The sequence below is a fragment of the Salinivibrio kushneri genome (genome assembly GCF_005280275.1).
GTDB classification, from domain to species: domain Bacteria; phylum Pseudomonadota; class Gammaproteobacteria; order Enterobacterales; family Vibrionaceae; genus Salinivibrio; species Salinivibrio kushneri.
The window spans coordinates 2,748,007-2,769,411 of record NZ_CP040021.1 but is presented as its reverse complement, the minus strand read 5'-3'; the positions used below and the strand labels follow the sequence as shown (position 1 = coordinate 2,769,411).

The window sequence follows — 21,405 nt, the reverse complement described above, 5'->3', positions numbered from 1 at the left end:
AATGAAAACAATGAAGAGCAAGATTGCCGTGGCGCTTATGGCCGCCGGCCTGAGCGTAAGTGCCGCGGCAGCGGATATCACCGTCGCTTATGATGCGGATCCGGTCTCACTGGACCCTCATGAGCAGCTTTCCGGTGGTACGCTACAGCTATCACACATGGTCTTCGACCCCTTGGTCCGTTTTACCCAAGAGATGGATTTTGAGCCGCGTCTCGCCACGTCTTGGGAGCGTATCGATAATGAAACCGTGCGTTTCAACCTTCGCGAAGGCGTGACGTTCCACTCCGGTAACGCATTTACTGCTGACGATGTCGTCTGGACCTTTGACCGTTTGAAGTCATCACCGGATTTTAAAGGGATTTTCACCCCAATCGTTGACATCAAGAAAGTCGACGAGCACACGGTAGATGTGGTCACGGACGGTACCTATCCGCTGGTAGAAAACGTCATGACCTACGTATTCCCCATGGACAGCAAATTCTACAGTGGTGAGACCGAAGACGGCCGTGATAAAGCTGAGCTGAAGAAAAATGGCTCAACCTATGCATCAACACACCTATCAGGCACAGGCCCTTATGTGGTCGACGAGCGTGAACAAGGCGTGGTCGTCGAGTTTGACCGTAATGAGAATTACTGGGACAAAGACAGCGAAGGCAATGTGGATAACATCACACTGCGTCCGATCAAAGAAGATGCCACCCGTGTTGCAGCACTGCTGTCTGGTGATGTCGATATGATTGCGCCTGTTTCTCCTAACGATTATCGCCGTCTCGAACGTGCCGACGAGCTGCAACTGGTTACCATGCCAGGGACGCGCGTGATCACCTTCCAAATGAACCAGAGCGTGGTGGATGAGTTTAAAGATCCACGTGTCCGTCAAGCGGTGGCTTATGCGGTCAACAATGAAGGTATTGCGCAGAAGATCATGAAAGGGGCGGCCACGCCCGCGAGTCAGCAAAGCCCGGTTGGTTACGCAGGCTATAACGCAGATTTAGCGCCGCGTTATGACTTGGCCAAAGCGAAAAAGCTGATGGAAGAGGCCGGTTATCCTGATGGTTTCTCAGTCACCATGATTGCGCCCAACAACCGTTACGTGAACGATGAAAAAATCGCCCAAGCGGTGGGGGCAATGATGGCGAAAATTGGTATCAAGGTTGACTTGCAGACCATGCCAAAAGCGCAGTACTGGCCTGAGTTCGATAAGTGCGAAGCCGGCATGCAGATGATCGGCTGGCACCCAGATACAGAAGATTCTGCCAACTTCACTGAGTTCCTCACCATGACCCGTGACGCTGACACCGGTAAGGGCCAATACAACTGTGGTCACTACTCGAACAGCGAAGTGGACAAGCTGGTGATGGAAGCCAACTCAGAAACGGATCTGGAAAAGCGTAGTGCCATGCTGAAAAAGGTTGAGAAGATCCTGTATGACGAAGCGGCCTTCTTACCTTTGCACTGGCAAGATCCATCATGGGCAGCCAAAAATAACGTTAACATCGAGCCGATCGTTAACGGTATGAACTTCCCTTACTTCGGCGATCTAGTGGTCGAGTAATGGACTAAAACAGGGCCCCAACCACTGGGGTCCTGATTATCCAATCGCTTAGAGGCACACATGGTAACGTTTTTAGTCAAACGTCTGGTACAGGCACTGATTGTGATGTTTGTCATCAGTCTGGTGGCGTTTGCTATCCAAGACAACCTCGGCGACCCCTTGCGGGAGCTGGTGGGGCAATCAGTATCAGAAGCGGAGCGTGATGCGCTGCGTGATGAAATGGGGCTTAACGATCCCTTCTTAACCAAATATACCCGCTTTGTAGGCAAGGCCCTACAAGGGGATTTAGGCAATTCTTATTTCTTTAAGCGTCCAGTCGTGGATGTCATTTTAGATAAATTGGTGGCAACGCTAGAACTCGTGGCGGGGGCGGCACTGATCATTGTCGTGGTGTCGATACCACTCGGCGTGTACTCGGCGATTCACCCCAATAGCATGCTCACCAAGATAATCATGGGCTTTAGTATCGTGGGTATTTCGATACCTGTCTTCTTAACCGCGATCATGCTCATGTATGTTTTCTCGATTGAATTAGGTTGGTTGCCCTCCTATGGACGCGGAGAAACCGCCAATTGGCTCGGTTGGGAGTCCGGCTTTTTCACTCTGGATGGCTTAGCACACTTGGTGCTGCCTTCTGTGTCGCTGGCGTCCATCATGTTGCCTTTGTTTATCCGCTTGGTGCGCTCTGAAATGCTGGAAGCGTTAGGCACCGAGTATGTGAAATTTGCACGTGCTAAAGGGTTACCCGAAAACAAGGTCTATTATCAACACGCGTTAAAAAACACCATGCTGCCGGTTGTAACGGTTGGCGGGGTGCAAATCGGTACCATGATTGCGTATACCATTTTGACCGAGACTGTCTTCCAATGGCCCGGGACGGGCTTTTTGTTCCTTGAAGCGATTAACCGTGTCGATACGCCGTTGATTACCGCTTACGTGATTTTCGTCGGGCTGATCTTTGTGGTGACCAATACCATTGTCGATCTGCTTTATGGCTTGATTAACCCAACGGTTAACTTAACCGGCAAGGAGGCGTAAGCGATGACACAAACAAATACGACACCAAGTCGCTGGCAGCGCTTCTTAGACTCGGATTTCTTTTATCACTTCAAACGCGATAAAGTGGCGATCGCTAGCTTCACCATTTTCATGGTGTTCTTATTGCTGGCGGTCTTTGCGCCCTTAGTGTCCCCGACCAATCCCTATGATTTAATGGCGATTGATATTATGGACTCTGAGCTCCCCCCCGTTTGGATGGAGTGGAGCGATCCGCGCTTTTTGCTCGGGACCGATAACCAAGGGCGAGATATCTTATCGACCATTATTTATGGTCTGCGGATCTCTTTGACCATAGGTTTGTGTGCCGTCGGCCTACAGTTGATTCTGGGGACGGTGATTGGTCTGAGTGCCGGCTATTTTGGTGGCCGCATTGATAGCTTTTTTATGCGTATCGCCGATATCCAGCTGTCTTTCTCGACCATGATGGTCGCTATTATTGTTTCAGCGATTTTTAAGGCCAGCTTTGGCAGTGAGTTTTACAGCCAATACGCGATTTTAATGCTGGTGGTGATTATCGGGATTGCCGAGTGGCCACAGTATGCGCGGACCATTCGTGCGTCTGTCCTGGCAGAAAAGAAAAAGGAATATGTAGAAGCGGCGCGGGTAATGGGTTTCCGCTCGCCTCGGATCATGTTCCGTCATATTCTTCCCAACTGCTTATCGCCTATTTTGGTCATTTCGACCGTGCAGGTGGCTAACGCAATCATGTCGGAAGCGGCACTGTCTTTCCTGGGGCTAGGGATGCCTGTCGATCAGCCATCACTGGGGTCGTTGATCAGCATCGGTTTTAACTACATTTTCTCAGGGGCGTGGTGGATCACTGCTTTTCCTGGCATCGTGTTGGTTTTACTAGTACTGGTGATCAACTTGCTCGGCGATTGGTTGCGGGATGTCTTCAACCCCAAAATCTACAAAGGGTAAGGAAAATGGCTGCGAATGCAGCCATTTTTTTGATGGCTGTCTGACAGCTTGGTGATCAGTGGCTTGAGTCAATGTATGACTTTGCTTAAGCTGAGCAGATTAGATTATCAAGGGAGCGACTCATGGGGCGGTGGCGAGGTTTGGCTGTCAGTATGGTAGCAATGTGGGCAATCAGTGCGCCAGTGCGCGCAGAACAGAGCCCTTGCGCGATTGTTGACCGCCAGCAAGGCTGGCCAATCATTGGTGAGACATGTGATATCGGGCAAGGTCTGTGGGGCAACCAAGCCCCCGATCCCAAAAGTGCCGCGTTCTGGGTGCAATGCGGTGCGACGCAAGGCGTGCCATCGCGTCAATTCTATCAGTCCCTGCGTCAAGGCTTGCCGGACTTACCGTTTCAAGTGCAAGTGCGCGAGGGCCGAGGACGTTGCTTGATTGGTCCGTATCCTAACCTAGACGTGGCACAGTTGGTGCTGAGACGTGTGCGTCAATTTGGGCCGACCAAACAAGCGGTGTTACGCCAAACTCGTCAGCCATTGTCGCAACCAGCCGTGATCCGCTTACCGCCGCTGTCTCAAACCCAATCGTCCCCGGAGGATGAAACGTCGGCGCCGATGGAAACGGCGATTACCTTAAGCCATTTTGGTTTACCGGAGCCTGAGGCCGGAGATAAACAGTACATGGAAAAATCCATGAGCTGGTTGCGCGTTCCTTATGCGCAGGCAGCCCCTCGTTGCCAACGCGAAGGCATGATGTTGGCTTCCCAACAGGAATTAGTGGAAGTGGCAAAAGCGACGGATCAGCTCCCCATGCGCTTACCGTACTGGGTGCAAGGCGCTAAGGGGGTGGACGCCCGAAGTGGCAAAGTGGTGACACGTAATGCCGATGCGGCGCTCAATGTCCTGTGTAAAAAACGGTAGTCTTTACCCGCAATATAAAACGCCCCGCAGTGCGGGGCGTTCTTTTCCGCATTAGACGGCGAACTGAACTGACGGGCTTTTTGGCCGAAATGCTATGCCGCGGGGGGCTGTTCAGGCAGTGCTAACTTTAACGCTGTACGTGAGACATCACTCGCCGCTTTACCTTGATCAAGCTTATCTAACACATCAGCTAAATACGCATAGTCGCTGACATCCGTGCGATACTCGAGGGCGTTTTCAAAGTGACTGCGCGCATCTTGCCATTTTCCCGACTGCATAAGCAGTTGCCCAAGCGCGCTATGAAGCACAGGGTTGCGGCTATCTTGTGTGAGCAATTCTTCTAGCATCACCACCGCGGGGTAGTTATCTGGTAAGTCTAGTGTCGGGATCAGCGCAATCAAGCGATCATCGGTGCGTTTTTTCAAGGCCTCACGCAGCAGAATATAGGCTTCTGAGTCGGCATTGCGCGCCGCGAGATGTTTGACTAACCCTGCTAAGAGTGAAGGCTGGTTGCGTTTGGCTTTGGGGAGTTGGTTCCAATGCGCCAGCAGCCCTTCGGTGCCTTGTTGACTGGCGACATGGGCCATCACGCCCAGCTCGGCTCGCTCGTGCAAGGCATCAAATTGCGCATCATCAAGCAGCTGGGCCTTTTTCAACGTGGGCAGAAGGTTGAGTAGGGCAGACCAATCCTCTAGATGAATATAGGTATCTTTGAGCAGCGCCAGCATCACTGGGTTGCGAGGATGCTGACGTTTAATCGCACGCAACGAGGCTAAGGCTTCTTCGTGCTGACCACTTTGGCTATGGAGTTGCGCACGAGTCAGGGCGAGAGCCAAGCTATTGGCGTTAAGATCAGCGGCTTGCTGCAGGTATTGGTCACGCGCCTGCAGGTTTTGTCGCTGCTGTGCCGCCTCCGCGGCAGCCAATAAGTTATGCATGGGCGCATCGCTGTGAGGGCGGGCTTTGGCGAGGAGTTTTTCGGCTTTTTTCCACTCCCCTTCGCGTAACTTGATTAAGCCGGTTTGGGTTTGTTGGCGCGCTTTGCGTTGCTTACGGCCGGACAACCAGCCTGTTGCGGTACTGCTGATAGATAAAAGCTTTCTCAGTAGCCACTCAAGTGCCCATAATACTGCGATTAAAATGCCAACCAGTACCAACAAAGTCGTGACACTCATTTCCAGTGTCTGCTCGGCAGCGGAAATAAGCACATAACCTTGCTGTCCGGCTAATTGCGGGCCAACCACTAATCCGGCCGCCAGAACAAGGACGAGCAAAAGCAATCTAATCATGATTGGCCTCCTGTCAGCGGCGCAATGTCTCGGCGCAGTCGGGTATTGATTTCATCACTGACTAGCGACTGGCTTTTCAGTTTTTGCGGCAGATCGACGCCAATGGTTTGTTGGTTTAGCTCATCAAGCTGCTCGACAAAGCGGCGCGTGGCATTCGCATCTTGATTATAAAAGCGTAGTGTCCAGTCTTTTCCCATCTCTAGCGCTTGGTGATACAGGGTATCATTGCCCTCATACACGGCGCGCATCGCTTGATCGAGCTTGTTCTTGAGATTTTCTTGCAGGTAATAACTTTGGGTGGGCGATAACAAGGGCACCACGTTGCCGTCACGTTTGCGGTAGGTGATAAAGTTATCGACAAAATCGGTAACCGACGTGGTGAGGTTGCGCTTCCAGTCATTGACCGATTCAGACACCACGGGTTTTTCTACTTCTTGTGCTTCTGGGATCACGGCACTGGCAAGCGGGAGGTTTTCGACTCGCTGCTGCATGCTGGTCAAGCGCAGTACAATCCCATCTCTATCGATCCGTTTTACCGCCTTTAACGCGGTGATATCGTCAGCCATCGCTTGGCGAATCGGCATCAAGGACGGGTCGTTGAGCTGAGCAATGCGGTGATCGGCCGCTTCCATCAGGGCGGTGGCGCTTTGGGCATCCTGTTCGAGCCAAATTTTACGCCCTGCCATTCGGATCAGATAGTCGGCTTCAGCCAGTAACCAGTCATTGGGGCGTCGGCCTTTCACTTCCGCCACGGCTTTTTGCAAGCTAGATAAACTGCTGTCCTGCTGGTTCAAACGTGTTTGCGTGGTGGCTTTAAGTTGTTCTCGCGCCTGTTCTGCCGCTTGTTTTTGTTGGTTAAGATCTTGCTCAAGGCGTGAGATATGAGATTGTTGCGCGGATACGGTGTTTTGCAACACGGTGGCTTGCTGGTGGCCATGGTAAAATACCCAGCCACTGGAGCCGAGGGCCAAGGCGATGGCGATAGCGCCGAGTAGTATGCCGCCACGTCCCCCCGATGAGGTTTTGCTGGCTTTTTCTGGTGCCGGCGCATCGGTAGCGTGGGTCTTGGGTGAAGATGGCGTGGTGGCCTTGCTTTGCTTGGTGTCGGTATTTTTGTTGTCAGTCATCCGAAAGTCCCGTTTTACTTAACCTGAGCAGCGTGTTAACCAGTGCATCATTGGCCACGCTGTCAACGGTCGTAATCGTGTCAAAACCAAGCGCAGAGGCTTGATCTTGAATCCTTTTACTGGGCACCAGTATACGGCATTGGCGCAGCCAGTGCTGTCCGCTCAGTGTGATAAGTTGATCAAAGTAGGCTAATTGTTGGCCACTGGTGATAACCACTATGTCGATAGCGTCATGCGGCCAGCTTACTACTTGCGATACTAAAGGCTCAATCGCCCATTGTCGCCGATAGGTCTCGCAATAGTGAACTTGCGCGCCTTGTGCTTGTAACGTTTGCCCCATCATATCGCGTCCACTCTCCCCGCGCAGAATCACCACTTGCGTCCCTGTCACGGCACTAAAAGGGGCAAGTGCAAGCATGCCTTCGCTGTCTTCACGGGTGGGGGTCAAGATAGGCTGCCCCGAGACGGCCTGCCATTCGTTGGCGGTGCGTTGCCCAACGGCGACGTAGTGACAGTCACTGGGCCATCTTCCACTTTGGTGTTGCAAGGCTTGATGCGCAAATGCCACGGCGCGTGGGCTCACGGCGACCAAGACGCTATCGGTAGGCAGTGAGGCGAACAGGTTGGCCAGAGAGGGTAAGCCTTGCCCCGGCGCAAAACTTAACAGTGGACAGGGGATCGCGGACAGCCCTTGCTGTGCAAGCTGATCGACTAACTGACTGCAGTCTGGCTCGGGGCGAACAACAACAATGGTCATGCGTCGTCTTGGTAAAGCTTATCCAGTATTTGCCGCGCGCCTTGGGCGAGAAGTTGCTCGGCTAAATCGGTGCCGAGCTGTTCGCCTTTTTCAAGCGGGCCCGTGACTTCGGCGCGCAAAATGGTCGAACCGTCTGGCTCTCCGACTAGCGCACGTAGCCAAATTTTATCGCCTTGAATTTCTGAATAGCTGCCGATGGGCACCTGACAGCCGCCTTCGAGACGGTTATTCATTGCGCGTTCACACAATACGCGTTGGGTGGTGCTGGCATCAGACAGTGGCGCGAGTAAGGTGCGAATGCGTTCATCATCCAATCGGCACTCAATTCCCACGGCACCTTGGCCGACGGCGGGTAAGATCACTTCAGGGGGAATTTCGCTGCGAATGCGTTCATTCAAGCCTAATCGTTTTAAGCCGGCGGCCGCGAGGACGATCGCGTCGTATTGGCCGTCATCGAGTTTACCGAGGCGTGTCCCCACGTTGCCTCGTAGAGTATTAATCACCAGGTCAGGTCGACGCTCGCGTAATTGACATTCACGGCGCAGGCTAGAAGTACCCACCACGGCGCCTTCAGGTAAGTCGTCAATACTGTCGTAATGATTGGAGACAAACGCATCACGGGGGTCGCCACGTTCGCAGATGGTGACCAGCCCTAATCCTTCAGGGAACTCAACCGGGACATCCTTCATTGAGTGCACGGCGATGTCGGCGCGACCGTCGAGCATGGCTTGTTCAAGCTCTTTAATAAACAAGCCTTTACCACCGATTTTTGCCAGAGGCGTGTCCAGAATCACGTCACCTTTCGTCACCATTGGCACCAGTTCAACCGTTAGCCCCGGGTGAGAGCGCTCTAATGCGTCTTTAACAAATTCAGCTTGCCAGAGAGCCAAAGGGCTTTTGCGCGTGGCAATGCGTACAGGCGTTGAGTACATGGTTTATTTTCCTTCTTGGTTCATAACGTCCATCGTAACATTGGCGCTGGGCGACTCGTAATCTCTGCCATGCGGTTTGACGATTTATGACGGCGTTATGGTCATATAGATGAAAAAATGTGATCGGTAGCGTGTTATTTACGCAAATAATGAGATCCTAACGCGGCAATATGGCTGAGTTACGACTAAGGTAGTAGAGCAGAAAAGTTGATATTGGTCTCAAAAAGCACCTATAGTGCGACCTTGATACCACCACACAGGCATCGGGGTTATTGGCTTTACCCGAGTTGTCGAGAGTGTTACATTGATCACGTTTTGTTATCTGCAATTGGGCGGATACGGTGAAGACAGTAACGTCGACCTGTTGACCGGGATGTCAACGAATCTGGATGATTGCCTTGCAAACATACGTAGAACAGCAAACTGAGCGCATAGAAGCGTTTAACCGCGTGAGAATGGATCGCGCGCGGTCCGCGATGAGTCGTCAGGCTCAAGCTATCTTTGATGTGCTGCCAGTGCTTTTACATCTAAATCACCCCGCATTACCCGGGTTTTGTGGCGACAGCGTGCCTTTCGGTATTGCTGACTACGCGCTCGATGAGACACAGCGTGAGTTTGTCTCTGACTGCCTGATCCACTCAGATACCCGTTTCTCCTCTTTAACTGCCTGTTTAGAAGGCCGTAAGCGCCATCCGATTAAAGGCATGTATACCATGGGCAGTACCGGGTCCATGGGGCAAAGTCTCACCAGTGATCTCGATATCTGGGTGTGCATCGATGCCTCGGTGACGGCTGCTCAGCGCGATAAACTCGATGCCAAGTGTATGGCGATCTCTGAATGGGCGTTAAGCCAAGGGATCGAAGCCAACTTTTTTGTGGTTTGTGAGGGGCGTTTTCGTCATCACCTCTCCCAGGCAATGACCAGTGACAACTGCGGCACCAGTCAGCACTTCCTGCTGCTTGATGAGTTCTATCGCTCTTCGATGCGACTCGCTGGGCAAAAACTGTTGTGGTACATGGTCCCACCAGAAATGGAAGGCTGCTACGAGGAATACGTCGATACACTGGTGGCTGAACATGGCCTTGACCGTCGTAATTGGGTTGATTTTGGTGGTTTGCCCACCATTCCCGCCGAAGAGTATTTTGGCTCGAGTTTGTGGCAGCTGTATAAAAGCATTGATTCGCCGTATAAGTCGGTGCTCAAAGCCATTTTGCTCGAGGCGTACTCGTGGCAGTACCCCGGCACCCAGCTGTTGAGTGTCGATGGTAAGCGTCGTTTCTATGCCGGTTGGGTTGATGTGTATCAGTCTGACGCCTATTACCTGATGCTGGAAAAAGTCACCCGTTACTTGGAATCGATTGGTGACACGCGCCGGTTAGATTTGGTTCGCCGTTGTTTTTATCTGAAAACCCACGAGAAATTGACGCAATCCCCAGCGACTGGCTCGGTCGCCTGGCGCCGTGAAGTGCTGCGCTTGTTAGCGCGTGAATGGGGTTGGGATGAGCAAGCATTGGCTTACCTCGACAACCGTCGCCATTGGAAAGTCGAAGAAGTCCAATACGCGCACAATGAATTGCTTGATGCCTTGATGCAAAGCTATCGTAACCTGATCCGCTTTGCGCGTCGTAACGACATTACATCCGCGATCAGTCCGCAAGACATCAGCATTCTTGCTCGCAAACTCTACGCCGCATTTGAAGAGTTGCCGGGTAAAGTGACCTTGCTTAACCCGCAAATTTCACCAGATTTACACGAAGCGGATCTCACTTTTATTCAAGTGCCTGAGGGGCGGACGAATGCGCCGGGATGGTATTTGTACAAGCACTCGCTTGATCCGGTCGATATCATCGGTCGCGCGCCTCTTGAGCACAACAGCTACCTCTCAAAGCTGGTCGCTTGGGCATTTTTTAATGGCCTGCTAACCGAGTCTACCCGACTGGATACTGTGGTGCGGGATGCCGATGTTAACCTTGATACTCTCTATCAGTTGGTGAGCGATATTCGCAACACCTTCTCGCTCAACCCACCACGCCCGACGCTGGATGCGCTGTCGAGCCCATGCGAAATCCGTCAACTCGCGTTGTTTGTCAATTTAGAGCAAGACCCGACATCAGCGTACAAAAAGCCGTCGATGCGCTTTGATTTCAAAAATAGCGACATATTCAGTTATGGCCCGGAACAAACCTGCTTGGTGGGCAGTGTTGACCTCGTTTACCGCAACTCATGGAACGAGGTGCGCACGCTCAATTACCGGGGCGACGATGCCATTTTGGAAGCATTGAAAACCATGTTGGGGAAAATGCACCAGGATGCGGTGCCGCCAGAGTCGGTCGATGTGTTCTGTTATTCAAGCAAAATGCGCGGCTTAATCCGTAATTTGGTTTACCAACTGGTGGCGGAGTGCATTGAGCTGCGTCTTAAACCGGTTGAGAAAGAAAAACGTCGCCGCTTTAAGGCGCTACGGATTGGCAAGCAAACCCATGGTTTATTCTTTGAGCGTCGTGGCGTATCCGTCCAGCGGTTGGAAAACTCGGTCGACTTTTATCGCTGTATTTCCACCAACAAGGTCAACGGTACGCCAGTGATGGTGGTGGATAATCCGCAGGATGTGCATCCGCCAGAAGTCGTGGATGCCTATGCCAGCGAGGGCTTGGTGCAGTTTTTCTTTGAAGATTGTACCAATGGTTACAACCTCTATATTCTCGACGAGAACAATCGGGTGGAAGTGTATCGCCAGTGCAGCGGGGATAAAACCGAAATGGTGCAGGGCGTCAACCGTTTTTATACCTCGTCCCACGACCGTTACAGCTACAGCGCCAATTTCATTAACTTTAATTTGCCGCAGTTTTATCAGATTGTCACAGATGACAGGGGCGACACCCAAGCATTACCCTTTAAATGTGATAGTCAGTGGCAGCCACCACGTCCGCCTTCTCAAGGCGGGTTTACCGGGCAAGTCGCCTCATTTAAGTAAACATGAGATCCCGATGCGCGGGATCTCATGGGTGCTTTCCCCGTGCCCTCTTACCAAGAGACAGGCTCACCCGCGTGCTTGCTACACTCTTGCTGAACCAACTCCATCAGAATCAAGCCGGTTTTGCTGCAGGTCCACTCGCCGTCTTTAAGGGCAAAGTGGAACCCACCGCTTTTTGACGCCACCCAAATTTCTTGCATAGGCTCTTGGCGGTTAATGATGATCTGGCTGCCATCATCAAATTCCAGCGTCATCACGTTGCCAACGCTCTCATAATCGATGTCGGCGCCTGAGTCATCGATACCTTCTTCAATGGCCTGCATTTGTAAATCGACCAACTGATGATATTCCGTTGTGTTCATCCCGTTACATCCTATTGCTTTTCATGGTTGTGATGCGATTATAGAGGGCATTGACTCGATAATCACTGGCATTCACTATGCGAAAACTCGTCATTTTACTGATGTTCACTGTCATCATGACACTGACCGGCTGTGGCCAACAAGGGCCCCTGTATTATCCGGACGAACAACCGACACAAAATCAATAACCAACGACGACAGGGAAGAGCACCTTGGACTATTTCAATTATCAGGAAGACGGCCAGCTGTGGGCGGAATCACTGCCCTTAACTCAACTGGCCCACGATCACGGCACGCCTTTATACGTCTACTCGCGTGCTACCTTTGAGCGCCACTGGCACGCGTTTGATCGCGCCGTGGGCGACCACCCGCATTTGGTGTGTTATGCCGTTAAAGCGAATTCTAATATTGGCGTATTAAATGTGTTGGCACGTTTGGGCTCAGGGTTTGATATTGTCTCTCAAGGTGAATTGGAGCGGGTGCTTGCCGCCGGTGGTGATCCCACGAAAGTAGTGTTTTCTGGCGTCGGCAAAACGGCCGCAGAGATGCGTCGCGCGCTGGAAGTGGGCATCAAGTGCTTCAACGTGGAATCACACTCTGAACTCGACCGCTTAAACCAAGTGGCGGGCGAATTGGGTGTGCAAGCGCCGATATCGTTGCGTATTAACCCTGATGTGGATGCCAATACTCACCCTTATATTTCTACTGGGTTGAAAGACAATAAGTTTGGCATTGCCTTTGATCAAGCGCTGACGAGCTTCCGTTATGCGGCCAGCTTGCCACACCTTAAGGTCGAAGGCATTGATTGCCACATCGGTTCTCAACTGACCGAACTGGCCCCTTTTATTGAATCCACTGACCGTTTGCTGGCGCTGATTGATACCTTGGCCGGCGAAGGCATTACGATTCGCCATCTGGATGTGGGTGGCGGCTTAGGGGTGACCTACAGCGACGAGACACCGCCTCAGCCGTCGGAATACGCTAAAGCGCTGTTAGCGCGTTTGGATAATCATCGTCATCTTGAGCTGATTTTTGAGCCGGGCCGCGCCATTGCTGCTAATGCTGGCGTCTTGCTCACCAAGGTGGAATTTCTTAAACACAGTGAGCACAAAAACTTTGCCATTATCGATGCGGGGATGAATGATTTAATTCGCCCGTCCTTGTATCAAGCTTATCAAGAGATCATTCCTGTAGTACCGCGCGACGGTGAGCCACAAACCTATGACCTGGTTGGCCCAGTGTGTGAAACCGGTGACTACTTAGGCAAAAACCGTTCGTTGGTGCTAGCAGCCGGTGATTTACTGGCAGTGCGCTCAGCCGGCGCGTATGGCTTTGTGATGGCGTCAAACTATAACTCACGCTGCCGTCCTGCCGAGGTGATGGTTGATGGTGACCAGGCGCACCTTGTGCGCGAGCGCGAAAGCTTGGCGTCGTTATGGCAGCTTGAACAGCGCCTACCAGAATAAGGATTGGCATGCAGGTACAGTTTGCAAAAATGCACGGACTGGGCAACGACTTCATGGTGGTTGACTGTGTGACGCAAAACGCGTTTTTTTCGCCGGATCTGATTCGGCGTTTGGCTGATCGCCAGCGTGGCGTCGGGTTTGACCAGCTATTGGTCGTGGAGCCGCCTTACGATCCCGAGACGGATTTCCACTATCGCATTTTTAACCCTGACGCATCGGAAGTCTCGCAATGCGGAAACGGTGCGCGCTGCTTTGCGCGCTTTGTGCGAATGAAAGGCCTGACTAATAAGCATCAGATCAGCGTGAGCACCCAAGCGGGTAAAATGCTGCTGCACATTGAAAACGACAATCAGGTACGCGTGAACATGGGCGAGCCGGTCTTCACACCGGGGAAAATTCCGTTTCGTGCTAACTCACAAGAGAAAACCTACTTGATGCGGGTGGCGGAACAGACCTTGTTTGTTGGTGCCGTGAGCATGGGGAACCCGCATGTGGTGACTGTGGTTGAGGATGTCGACCACGCTGACGTGGACACCTTGGGGCCGTTACTTGAAAGTCACGAACGCTTCCCTGAGCGGGTCAATGCTGGCTTTATGCAGATCCTGTCGCGTAATGCGATTAAGCTTAGAGTGTACGAGCGCGGCGCCGGCGAAACCCAGGCCTGTGGCAGTGGCGCGTGTGCCGCCGTTGCCGTCGGGATCATGCAAGGCGTGCTTGATGATCAAGTGACGGTAAGTTTACCCGGTGGAGATTTACGCATTCGCTGGCGTGGGCCGGGTCACCCTTTATCAATGACAGGCCCAGCGACACATGTATTTGATGGACAATGGCAATTATGAATGATGGGGTAGAAGCCTCGACACTGGAAACCATGCCACTGAGCGACGAGGCGGTGGCGACGTATTTAAAAGACAATCCAGACTTTTTTATTCGCCATCGTGATTTACTGACGCAGCTGACCGTACCACACGGTGAGCAAGGTGCGGTATCGCTGGTGGAAATCCAACTCAAGCGCCTGCGTGAGCGGGTGGCGGAGCTGGAAGAAGACATTACTCAGCTAATGAGCCTAGGGGCGAAAAACGATGCCCTGTTTCGTGCTTTTGCTGAGGCGCATCAGGCACTGTTGCGTGCCGACACACCGCAGACGGTGCAAAAAGCGTTAACGGCACTTAGCGAACAACTGCAACTGAGCGTTAGCTTACGGGTGTATGCGCCTATCGACGGGCTGCAGACCATCTCACGTCAGGCGGTGGAGCAATTAAAAAGCCATCATTTTGCCGGACGTCCTTGTTATCTTGGGCGCTTGCGCCGTGTGGATGCGGAAGCGGTGATGGCAACGCCACCGGAGCTCGGCTCTTTTGCGCTGGTACCGATTAAAGGGGAAGGCAAAGAGTGGGGACTGTTGAGCTTTGCGAGCGCCGATGGCGGGCACTTTCAGCCAGAAATGGATACGCTCTTTATTGAACAACTGGCCTCGCATTTAGCCATCTTATGTAGCCAATGGGCAAAAAGGGGTGAGCGTCAGTGACCACGGTAACGTCTGACCAAGCTGCTAATGCCCCCCGTTCACTGACGGTCCCTCTTGACCGGTTTTATCAATATCAACTCAGCGAACGGGGCCTCAGTGCCCATACGCAACGTAATTATCAGCGCCAGTTAGATAAGATTGTCGACTTTCTGACCGCGCGGGGCATCGCTCATTGGCAAGATGTAGATGCCGACTGGGTGCGACAAATTTCGAGCCAAGCCAAACGCGATGGCCTCAAACCGGGCAGTATTGCGTTGCGGCTGTCCGCACTGCGCAGCTTTTTCGACTACCTCGTTCTCACCGAGCAGCTCGCGGCTAATCCGGCCAAAGGGGTCGCTGCGCCCAAGCAAGGGCGCCAGTTGCCGAAAAACCTCGATGTGGATGAAATGAATCAGCTGCTCGAGGTGGATCAAGACGACCCGCTGTCGGTACGGGATCGGGCGATGATGGAGCTGATGTATGGTGCAGGGTTGCGTTTAGCCGAGTTGGTGGATCTCAACGTGCGTGATGTCTCGGTGCGTAAAGGGGATTTGCGTGTCACCGGTAAAGGGGAAAAAGAGCGCATCGTGCCTTTTTCCGGCATGGCCAAAACTTGGGTGATGAACTGGCTGAAAGTGCGTAACCAGCTCCTCAAAGGGCCAGAAGAGGCGCTATTTATCTCTAAACTGGGCCAGCGAATTTCGCACCGTAGCGTGCAAAAACGTATGGCGGAGTGGGGACAAAAGCAGGCGGTAAACAGCCATATTAATCCTCACAAACTGCGCCACAGCTTTGCCACGCATATGCTGGAGTCGTCTGGGGATTTGCGGGCGGTGCAAGAGCTGCTCGGCCATGCCGATTTAAGCACCACACAAATTTATACCCACTTGGACTTTCAACACTTGGCCAAAGTGTATGACTCGGCGCATCCTCGTGCCCGCAGTACAGGGGCTCGTAAACCCGGCGCAGGCAAAAAAACCAACTCGGAGTCGTGATATGAAATTTTATCGTCGCTTAAACGCGTTTGATGCGGTGAGTTTTGACTTGGATGATACCTTGTACGATAACTGGCCGGTGATCGCACGCGCGGAGGCGGCGCTAAGCGACTATTTGAGTGAGCACTGCCCCCCGCTCGCCGCGCTTGATAAAGCCACCCTTGTGGGATTTCGCCGCCAAGCCCGTGATGAGAATCCAGCCCAACGCTTTGACGTCACCGCGATGCGGGTCGCCCAGCTGACCTTAGCCGGAGAGCATGTTGGTTTAACCGCGGAGAAGGCGCGCGCACAAGCTCAAGCGGCGACGACCTTCTTTTGCGGATATCGCAGTGACTTTACCCCGCCGGCGCAAAGTTTGGCTTACTTAAAAGCCTGGTCCGAGAAACTGCCATTGGTGGCCATCACTAACGGTAACGTCGACACCGATGCGATTGGCCTGACGCCGTTTTTCCAGCATATTTTCCGTGCCGGTGAACACGGAGAGGCCAAGCCGAGCCCCGAGATGTTTGATAAGGCCGCGCAGGCCTTGGACCTCGCCCCGGCGCGTATTTTACATGTGGGCGATCACTTAAGCTCGGATGTGGCTGGCGCGCGCCAAGCGGGCATGCAAGCCTGTTGGATCCGCCCAGAGCGCCAGTCCCCGATGATGCATAAAGGGCGCACCTTGCCGGATGTGGCGATCGACGATCTATCTGAACTCGATACCCTTATTCAGCAGTGGCACCGCTAATCGGTGCCGCTTTGTTTGCGGGCTAGCCAGTTGTCGAGGTTAAGCCAACCCGGCCCCCACACACTGACCACCAACAAGATCACCCCCCACATAATGTGGTCATCATAGCCACGCTCCCATAGCAGTGGGTAGGAGGCGACCGCGACAATGTTGAACACAAACAGCGCCAAGGTCATGGGACGCGCGAGCAGGCCCAAAGCAACAAATACCGGCAAAATCAGCTCCGCTGCGGTCCCTAAATACGCGGCCAGCTGCCACGGCAGCAAAGGCACCTGATACTCAAACTCGAACAGGTATAGGGTGCTGTCCCAATTTTGGTATTTGATCAGCCCGGACTGAAAAAAAATCCACGCCACGTAGACGCGGCCTACCAGCAGAAGTAGCGGTTGCAGTGGGGTAAGCGCGCGAGTGAAGGTGTGATTGATTGTGGTTAGCCACATGGCTTACTCCTTAGCAGTATAGGCAGTCGTTGGGGTGGTAAATGCATTCATGGCCGCGAGCTCAGACACACACGCCAGTTGCGCCTCTGACAGCGCGCCTAATGGTGTATGGGGGCAGGTTTTTAGCACGCTGACATGATGGGTATTGAGCGCGTACCAATGCACCTTGTCGTGGTGAGCAACCAGCAACAAAGCTTGCGGCTTCTCGACCACCAAGCCCTCGAACTGTTCGGTGGCGATCGCTTGCCACAGGTCACTGACCGCGTAGTCACTTTCAAACAAACGAGCTTGATGGTTGAGCGGTAAACAAACCTGCGCTTGTTGCTCAGGGCTTAGCGACGCGAGCGCGCTGCCTTCAAACGGCGGAGACGCTGGGGCGAGAGTGAGCGCCACTTGCGCCCACTCAAAACGGGCAAGCTCGGCGCAACACGGCACGGGCTCGATAATATTGGGTAGGGCGCGCAAGGTCGCATCGAACTGTGCGCCATAGTCTTCCACCACCCCGGTTTGCGGGGGATGCACCATCGCATGATGACGGGCTACCGCGTCAAAACACGCCTCACCCAGTAGCGCACAGGTCTTGGGATACACGCATTTTAAGGTGTCGGTCAGGGTGACCACATAATGGTTGCGATAAATCTGCACTCGCTTGTCAGCGGCAAGGCGACCGTCTTTTATCGGCAGCGGCTGAGGGTCGTCCCGCAATGTGGCCGCAAAGGCCTGTTGCAGGGTGGCTAGCGTCATACTGCCTCCTTGTGTCGAGCCAGTCGGTGGTGGGCTTTGGCCGCTTCTGCTAACAATCGCTCGGGCGTGGGCAAGTCGGTATCCCATTCAATGAGGGTGTGGCGTGGGCCGTGGCGGTCAATCCACTGTTGATAGAGCGTCCACACCGCCTCGCTAACTGGCTGGTTATGGGTGTCTATCCAAATCTCTCCTGCGGGTGTGTGTTTGACGGTAAACCCTGCCAGGTGGATCTCTTTCACCGCATGGGCAGGAATCGCGTCAAGGTAGGTGCTGGCGCTAAAATGATGGTTAAACGCGCTGACATGAACATTATTTAAATCGAGCAGTAAATCGCAGCCCGTGCGAGCGTGCACTTCGGCGAGAAATTCCCATTCGTGGTAGTCACCCTGAGCAAAGCTTAAATAGCTCGATGGGTTTTCAATCAGCAGAGGACGCTGCAGCGCGTCTTGAACCTGTTGCACATTGGCGCAAAACACCCGCAATGCCTGCTCGGTGTATGGGAGGGGGAGTAAATCGTGAAAGTGCTGCCCATCTATCCGGCTCCAACTTAAATGGTCAGACACAAACAGTGGCTCGACGTGTTTGACCAGTGTACACAGCTTGTCTAAATGGGCCCGATCAAGCGGCTCGTCGCTCCCCAGCGATAATCCCACGCCATGGCAGCTGATGGCGTAATCCTCACGTAATCGCATCAAGGTCGAAAAAGCCGGACGGTGAGGGCGGAAATAGTTTTCACTGTGGATTTCTAACCAGCCAAGCTTTGGGCGATAGTGGTCGAAGTAGGTGAGATGGGGTTGTCTGAGTCCCACGCCAGTCAAAATGGTTGCTTCATCCATGGTCGCTCCTTGTGGTCGAGTGACAAAGCCCGGGGCAAGCCCGGGCGCGGCCATATCAGGATGACGAGGTACTGCCGCCGACTAAGCGGTCGCATAAGCCTTCAGGCACCATGACAAAAGCGTCTTTTTGGCCATCTTTCGTTGACGTGCCCGCACAGGAGCTGGTGCTGGTGGCGCAGTCGTTTTCCCCTGCTTTAACGACGCCGTAGCATTTTTCTTTTTCTGCCGCATGGGCCGGTGCGCTAGTGAGTGTGGTGGTACCCACCGCCAACAATCCTGTGACAGCAGCGGCAACAGCTAGGTTAGTGTTTTTCATCATGTATCCTCTTCTTGTTCCGTGTTGGTGTTATCAGCCCTCTGATTCGTGGTGGGCCTATAAATCAAGATAGGAAAACACTGCACAATCTTTCACCATTTAAGTGTTTTTTTTGCGCGGTGATGGATAAAATGCTGAATTTTATACTTAAAAAAGTTGCGTCGGGATCGGGCGCGCAATTTAGCGCTGAGCTGGTATAATCGCCAACCAGTGTATAAATACCCAGTAAAATGGCAGGTGGCGATGGACGTATCAACTCTTCTTGACGGACTCAACGACAAACAGCGTGACGCCGTGGCCGCGCCGCTTGGTAACCATTTAGTGCTTGCCGGGGCCGGTAGTGGTAAAACCCGTGTGCTGGTTCATCGTATGGCTTGGCTGATGCGGGTGGAAGAGGCGTCGCCGTTCTCGGTGATGGCGGTGACCTTCACCAACAAAGCTGCAGCCGAAATGCGTGGCCGTATTGAGCAATTGATGCAAGGCACGGCCTCTGGCATGTGGTGTGGTACCTTCCACGGTATTTGCCATCGTATTCTCCGTGCCCACTATTTAGACGCCAACCTGCCACAAGACTTCCAAATTCTTGATTCAGACGATCAGCAGCGCTTGCTACGCCGGTTAATTAAAGCGCAAAACTTGGATGAAAAACACTGGCCTGCCAAGCAAGCGAGTTGGTATATCAATGGCAAAAAAGACGAAGGCTTGCGTCCCAAGCACATTGATACCCGCCATGATCCGGTTGAAAGCACTTGGCTGCGGATTTATCAGGCGTATCAAGAAGCCTGTGATCGCGCCGGCTTGGTGGATTTTGCCGAGATCTTGCTGCGAACCTTAGAGTTATTGCGCGATAAAGCAGTGATCCGTGAACACTATCAAGCACGTTTCCAGCACATTTTGGTGGATGAGTTTCAAGATACCAACAACATCCAATATGCGTGGCTGCGTATGATGGCTGGCCAACAGGCGCATGTAATGATTGTGGGGGACGACGACCAATCTATTTACGGCTGGCGTGGCGCGAAAGTCGAGAATATTCAGCGTTTTCTGGACGATTTCACTACCCCGCAGACCATTCGTTTGGAGCAAAACTACCGCTCAACCAGTACGATTTTGCAAGCGGCCAACACCCTGATTGAAAACAATGCCGACCGGATGGGCAAAAGCTTGTGGACCGAGGGCAAAGAGGGTGAGCCCATCTCTGTGTATGCCGGTTTTAATGAACTGGATGAAGCGCGGTTTGTGGTCGGGAAAATCAAAACCTGGCAAGACGAAGGCGGCGCACTCACTGATAGCGCCATTTTATACCGCAACAACGCCCAATCTCGGGTGCTGGAAGAAGCCTTAATTCAAGCCGGCCTGCCTTATCGTATCTACGGCGGCATGCGCTTTTTCGAACGCCAAGAAATCAAAGATGCGCTGGCGTATTTACGTTTGATGGCGAATCGCAATGACGATGCGGCGTTTGAGCGGGTAGTGAACACGCCCACTCGAGGGATTGGTGATCGTACCCTTGAGACGCTTCGTGGCGCGGCGCGCGATCGCGGCCAAACCTTGTGGCACACTGCCGAGCAAATTTTGGCAGAAAAAGCGTTGGCAGGACGCGCGGCCAATGCGTTGGGCCGGTTTATCGAGTTGGTCAATGCGCTAGAAGATGACACCCGTGACATGGCGCTGTATCAACAGACCGATGCCGTGATCCGTCACTCCGGCTTGCGCGCCATGTACGAGCAAGAAAAAGGCGAAAAAGCGCAAGCACGTGTCGATAACTTGGAAGAGTTGGTGACGGCCACGCGCCAATTTACGCCGCCTGAAGAGGCGGAAGCGGAAGGTATGACACCGCTGTCGGCGTTCTTGGCCCACGCCGCCCTTGAGGCCGGTGAAGGCCAAGCGGACGAGTTTGATGATGCGGTCCAATTGATGACCTTGCACAGTGCCAAAGGCCTCGAGTTCCCCTTAGTCTTTATGGTCGGGGTAGAAGAGGGCATGTTCCCCAGTCAGATGTCAGCCGAAGAAGCGGGTCGCTTAGAAGAAGAGCGTCGCCTTTGCTATGTCGGTATGACGCGAGCGATGGAAAAACTCTATCTCACCTACGCAGAAATGCGCCGTGTGTACGGCAAAGACATGTTCCATAAGATCTCGCGCTTTATTCGTGAGCTGCCCGAGGCCTGCTTGGAAGAAGTGCGCATGCGTGCCAATGTCTCACGCCCTGCTGCAAGCGGTGGTCGTTTTTCCAAAACGCAGACTCAAGAGAACTTTAACCAAACCGGATTTAGTTTGGGTCAGCGGGTTCAACACCCTAAGTTTGGTGAAGGCACCATCATCAACTTTGAAGGCAGTGGCGGACAAAGCCGCGTGCAAGTTGCCTTTAATGGGGAAGGGATTAAGTGGTTGGTGACTCAGTATGCTAAACTGGAAGCGCTTTAAGCCCGACGGTTCAACGGAAAAAACGTCATACACGCCCAGCTTCGGCTGGGCGT

21 protein-coding genes are annotated in these 21,405 nt (G+C 53.1%); 12 read left to right on the top strand and 9 right to left on the bottom strand.

The features are described 5' to 3' along the window. Nucleotide 1 precedes the first annotated feature (1 nt). The 4 genes from FCN78_RS12725 (at nt 2) to FCN78_RS12710 (ending at nt 4,452) form a co-directional block, all read left to right on the top strand. Complete coding sequence (locus tag FCN78_RS12725) at nt 2–1,555, top strand: ABC transporter substrate-binding protein (RefSeq protein ID WP_077659630.1); 1,554 nt, start codon at nt 2–4, stop codon at nt 1,553–1,555. A gap of 60 nt (nt 1,556–1,615) precedes the next feature. Continuing rightward, complete coding sequence (locus tag FCN78_RS12720) at nt 1,616–2,593, top strand: ABC transporter permease (protein ID WP_046074479.1); 978 nt, start codon at nt 1,616–1,618, stop codon at nt 2,591–2,593. Between the two features lie 3 nt (nt 2,594–2,596). Beyond that, the gene (locus FCN78_RS12715) at nt 2,597–3,535 is read left to right on the top strand and encodes an ABC transporter permease (RefSeq protein ID WP_069360759.1); all 939 of its coding nucleotides are present in this window, start codon (nt 2,597–2,599) and stop codon (nt 3,533–3,535) included. Nucleotides 3,536–3,657: 122 nt separating this feature from the next. Then, on the top strand, nt 3,658–4,452 hold the full coding sequence (locus tag FCN78_RS12710) for an SPOR domain-containing protein (protein WP_077659631.1): 795 nt from the start codon (nt 3,658–3,660) through the stop codon (nt 4,450–4,452). A gap of 92 nt (nt 4,453–4,544) precedes the next feature. On the opposite strand, the gene FCN78_RS12705 is transcribed toward FCN78_RS12710, so the two are convergent. The 4 genes from FCN78_RS12705 to hemC are packed head-to-tail and all read right to left on the bottom strand — an operon-like array spanning nt 4,545 to nt 8,557. After that, entirely contained in the window at nt 4,545–5,741 is a 1,197-nt protein-coding gene (locus tag FCN78_RS12705; RefSeq protein WP_069360761.1) for a heme biosynthesis HemY N-terminal domain-containing protein, read from the bottom strand. Next, nucleotides 5,738–6,868: a uroporphyrinogen-III C-methyltransferase gene (locus FCN78_RS12700; protein WP_069360762.1), complete on the bottom strand. Its 1,131-nt coding sequence runs from the start codon at nt 6,866–6,868 to the stop codon at nt 5,738–5,740. Before FCN78_RS12700 ends, FCN78_RS12705 begins: the two co-directional genes overlap by 4 nt. Then, complete coding sequence (locus FCN78_RS12695) at nt 6,861–7,625, bottom strand: uroporphyrinogen-III synthase (protein ID WP_069360763.1); 765 nt, start codon at nt 7,623–7,625, stop codon at nt 6,861–6,863. Before FCN78_RS12695 ends, FCN78_RS12700 begins: the two co-directional genes overlap by 8 nt. Then, a complete protein-coding gene (gene hemC, locus FCN78_RS12690; RefSeq protein ID WP_069360764.1) occupies nt 7,622–8,557 on the bottom strand; it encodes a hydroxymethylbilane synthase in 936 nt (311 codons plus the stop codon). The genes FCN78_RS12695 and hemC overlap by 4 nt, the downstream gene beginning before the upstream one ends. Nucleotides 8,558–8,955: 398 nt before the next feature. Between hemC and FCN78_RS12685 the strand changes: the two genes are divergently transcribed. Then, on the top strand, nt 8,956–11,532 hold the full coding sequence (locus FCN78_RS12685) for a class I adenylate cyclase (protein ID WP_476748613.1): 2,577 nt from the start codon (nt 8,956–8,958) through the stop codon (nt 11,530–11,532). A 50-nt stretch (nt 11,533–11,582) separates the two neighbouring features. On the opposite strand, the gene cyaY is transcribed toward FCN78_RS12685, so the two are convergent. Then, the gene (gene cyaY, locus FCN78_RS12680) at nt 11,583–11,894 is read right to left on the bottom strand and encodes an iron donor protein CyaY (RefSeq protein WP_077457433.1); all 312 of its coding nucleotides are present in this window, start codon (nt 11,892–11,894) and stop codon (nt 11,583–11,585) included. 77 nt (nt 11,895–11,971) lie between these two features. Here cyaY and lptM point away from each other — a divergent pair, with 77 nt between their 5' ends. From lptM to FCN78_RS12655, 6 genes are read left to right on the top strand one after another with little or no spacing between them, the layout of a single operon-like run. Continuing rightward, complete coding sequence (gene lptM, locus FCN78_RS16035; protein ID WP_219722564.1) at nt 11,972–12,082, top strand: LPS translocon maturation chaperone LptM; 111 nt, start codon at nt 11,972–11,974, stop codon at nt 12,080–12,082. Nucleotides 12,083–12,106: 24 nt separating this feature from the next. Next, nucleotides 12,107–13,360 carry a diaminopimelate decarboxylase gene (lysA, locus tag FCN78_RS12675; RefSeq protein ID WP_077599898.1) on the top strand — a complete coding sequence of 418 codons (1,254 nt, stop codon included), beginning with the start codon at nt 12,107–12,109 and terminating at the stop codon, nt 13,358–13,360. An 8-nt stretch (nt 13,361–13,368) separates the two neighbouring features. Next, entirely contained in the window at nt 13,369–14,199 is an 831-nt protein-coding gene (dapF, locus tag FCN78_RS12670; RefSeq protein WP_077486693.1) for a diaminopimelate epimerase, read from the top strand. Further along, nucleotides 14,187–14,888, top strand: a complete 702-nt coding sequence (locus FCN78_RS12665; RefSeq protein ID WP_235607598.1) for a DUF484 family protein — start codon at nt 14,187–14,189, stop codon at nt 14,886–14,888. Before dapF ends, FCN78_RS12665 begins: the two co-directional genes overlap by 13 nt. Continuing rightward, nucleotides 14,885–15,862, top strand: a complete 978-nt coding sequence (xerC, locus tag FCN78_RS12660) for a tyrosine recombinase XerC (RefSeq protein WP_077659633.1) — start codon at nt 14,885–14,887, stop codon at nt 15,860–15,862. The genes FCN78_RS12665 and xerC overlap by 4 nt, the downstream gene beginning before the upstream one ends. 1 nt (nt 15,863) lies before the next feature. Continuing rightward, a complete protein-coding gene (locus tag FCN78_RS12655) occupies nt 15,864–16,592 on the top strand; it encodes an HAD-IA family hydrolase (protein ID WP_158014718.1) in 729 nt (242 codons plus the stop codon). Here FCN78_RS12655 and FCN78_RS12650 read toward each other — a convergent pair. From FCN78_RS12650 to FCN78_RS12635, 4 genes are read right to left on the bottom strand one after another with little or no spacing between them, the layout of a single operon-like run. Next, nucleotides 16,589–17,032 (bottom strand): DoxX family protein, encoded by a 444-nt coding sequence (locus FCN78_RS12650; protein ID WP_077608569.1) that lies wholly within the window; start codon nt 17,030–17,032, stop codon nt 16,589–16,591. The two genes, FCN78_RS12655 and FCN78_RS12650, sit on opposite strands and share 4 nt — an antisense overlap. Nucleotides 17,033–17,035: 3 nt before the next feature. Next, the gene (locus tag FCN78_RS12645; protein WP_158014720.1) at nt 17,036–17,776 is read right to left on the bottom strand and encodes an HvfC/BufC N-terminal domain-containing protein; all 741 of its coding nucleotides are present in this window, start codon (nt 17,774–17,776) and stop codon (nt 17,036–17,038) included. Further along, a complete protein-coding gene (bufB, locus tag FCN78_RS12640) occupies nt 17,773–18,612 on the bottom strand; it encodes an MNIO family bufferin maturase (protein ID WP_077522964.1) in 840 nt (279 codons plus the stop codon). Before bufB ends, FCN78_RS12645 begins: the two co-directional genes overlap by 4 nt. Nucleotides 18,613–18,667: 55 nt before the next feature. Further along, nucleotides 18,668–18,928 carry a BufA1 family periplasmic bufferin-type metallophore gene (locus tag FCN78_RS12635; RefSeq protein ID WP_077522963.1) on the bottom strand — a complete coding sequence of 87 codons (261 nt, stop codon included), beginning with the start codon at nt 18,926–18,928 and terminating at the stop codon, nt 18,668–18,670. A gap of 243 nt (nt 18,929–19,171) precedes the next feature. On the opposite strand from FCN78_RS12635, the gene uvrD reads away from it, so the two are divergent. After that, nucleotides 19,172–21,352 carry a DNA helicase II gene (gene uvrD, locus FCN78_RS12630; RefSeq protein WP_077522962.1) on the top strand — a complete coding sequence of 727 codons (2,181 nt, stop codon included), beginning with the start codon at nt 19,172–19,174 and terminating at the stop codon, nt 21,350–21,352. Nucleotides 21,353–21,405 lie beyond the last annotated feature (53 nt).

Excerpts from the sequence above, each read along its gene's own strand:
- FCN78_RS12700 (WP_069360762.1), bottom strand. The coding sequence starts at position 6,868 with ATGACTGACAACAAAAATACCGACACCAAGCAAAGCAAGGCCACCACG.
- FCN78_RS12695 (WP_069360763.1), bottom strand. The coding sequence starts at position 7,625 with ATGACCATTGTTGTTGTTCGCCCCGAGCCAGACTGCAGTCAGTTAGTC.
- FCN78_RS12715 (WP_069360759.1), top strand. The coding sequence starts at position 2,597 with ATGACACAAACAAATACGACACCAAGTCGCTGGCAGCGCTTCTTAGAC.
- FCN78_RS12665 (WP_235607598.1), top strand. The coding sequence starts at position 14,187 with ATGGCAATTATGAATGATGGGGTAGAAGCCTCGACACTGGAAACCATG.
- FCN78_RS12705 (WP_069360761.1), bottom strand. The coding sequence starts at position 5,741 with ATGATTAGATTGCTTTTGCTCGTCCTTGTTCTGGCGGCCGGATTAGTG.
- dapF (WP_077486693.1), top strand. The coding sequence starts at position 13,369 with ATGCAGGTACAGTTTGCAAAAATGCACGGACTGGGCAACGACTTCATG.
- uvrD (WP_077522962.1), top strand. The coding sequence starts at position 19,172 with ATGGACGTATCAACTCTTCTTGACGGACTCAACGACAAACAGCGTGAC.
- hemC (WP_069360764.1), bottom strand. The coding sequence starts at position 8,557 with ATGTACTCAACGCCTGTACGCATTGCCACGCGCAAAAGCCCTTTGGCT.
- FCN78_RS12655 (WP_158014718.1), top strand. The coding sequence starts at position 15,864 with ATGAAATTTTATCGTCGCTTAAACGCGTTTGATGCGGTGAGTTTTGAC.
- lptM (WP_219722564.1), top strand. The coding sequence starts at position 11,972 with ATGCGAAAACTCGTCATTTTACTGATGTTCACTGTCATCATGACACTG.
- FCN78_RS12720 (WP_046074479.1), top strand. The coding sequence starts at position 1,616 with ATGGTAACGTTTTTAGTCAAACGTCTGGTACAGGCACTGATTGTGATG.
- FCN78_RS12710 (WP_077659631.1), top strand. The coding sequence starts at position 3,658 with ATGGGGCGGTGGCGAGGTTTGGCTGTCAGTATGGTAGCAATGTGGGCA.
- FCN78_RS12635 (WP_077522963.1), bottom strand. The coding sequence starts at position 18,928 with ATGAAAAACACTAACCTAGCTGTTGCCGCTGCTGTCACAGGATTGTTG.
- FCN78_RS12725 (WP_077659630.1), top strand. The coding sequence starts at position 2 with ATGAAAACAATGAAGAGCAAGATTGCCGTGGCGCTTATGGCCGCCGGC.
- bufB (WP_077522964.1), bottom strand. The coding sequence starts at position 18,612 with ATGGATGAAGCAACCATTTTGACTGGCGTGGGACTCAGACAACCCCAT.
- cyaY (WP_077457433.1), bottom strand. The coding sequence starts at position 11,894 with ATGAACACAACGGAATATCATCAGTTGGTCGATTTACAAATGCAGGCC.
- FCN78_RS12650 (WP_077608569.1), bottom strand. The coding sequence starts at position 17,032 with ATGTGGCTAACCACAATCAATCACACCTTCACTCGCGCGCTTACCCCA.
- FCN78_RS12645 (WP_158014720.1), bottom strand. The coding sequence starts at position 17,776 with ATGACGCTAGCCACCCTGCAACAGGCCTTTGCGGCCACATTGCGGGAC.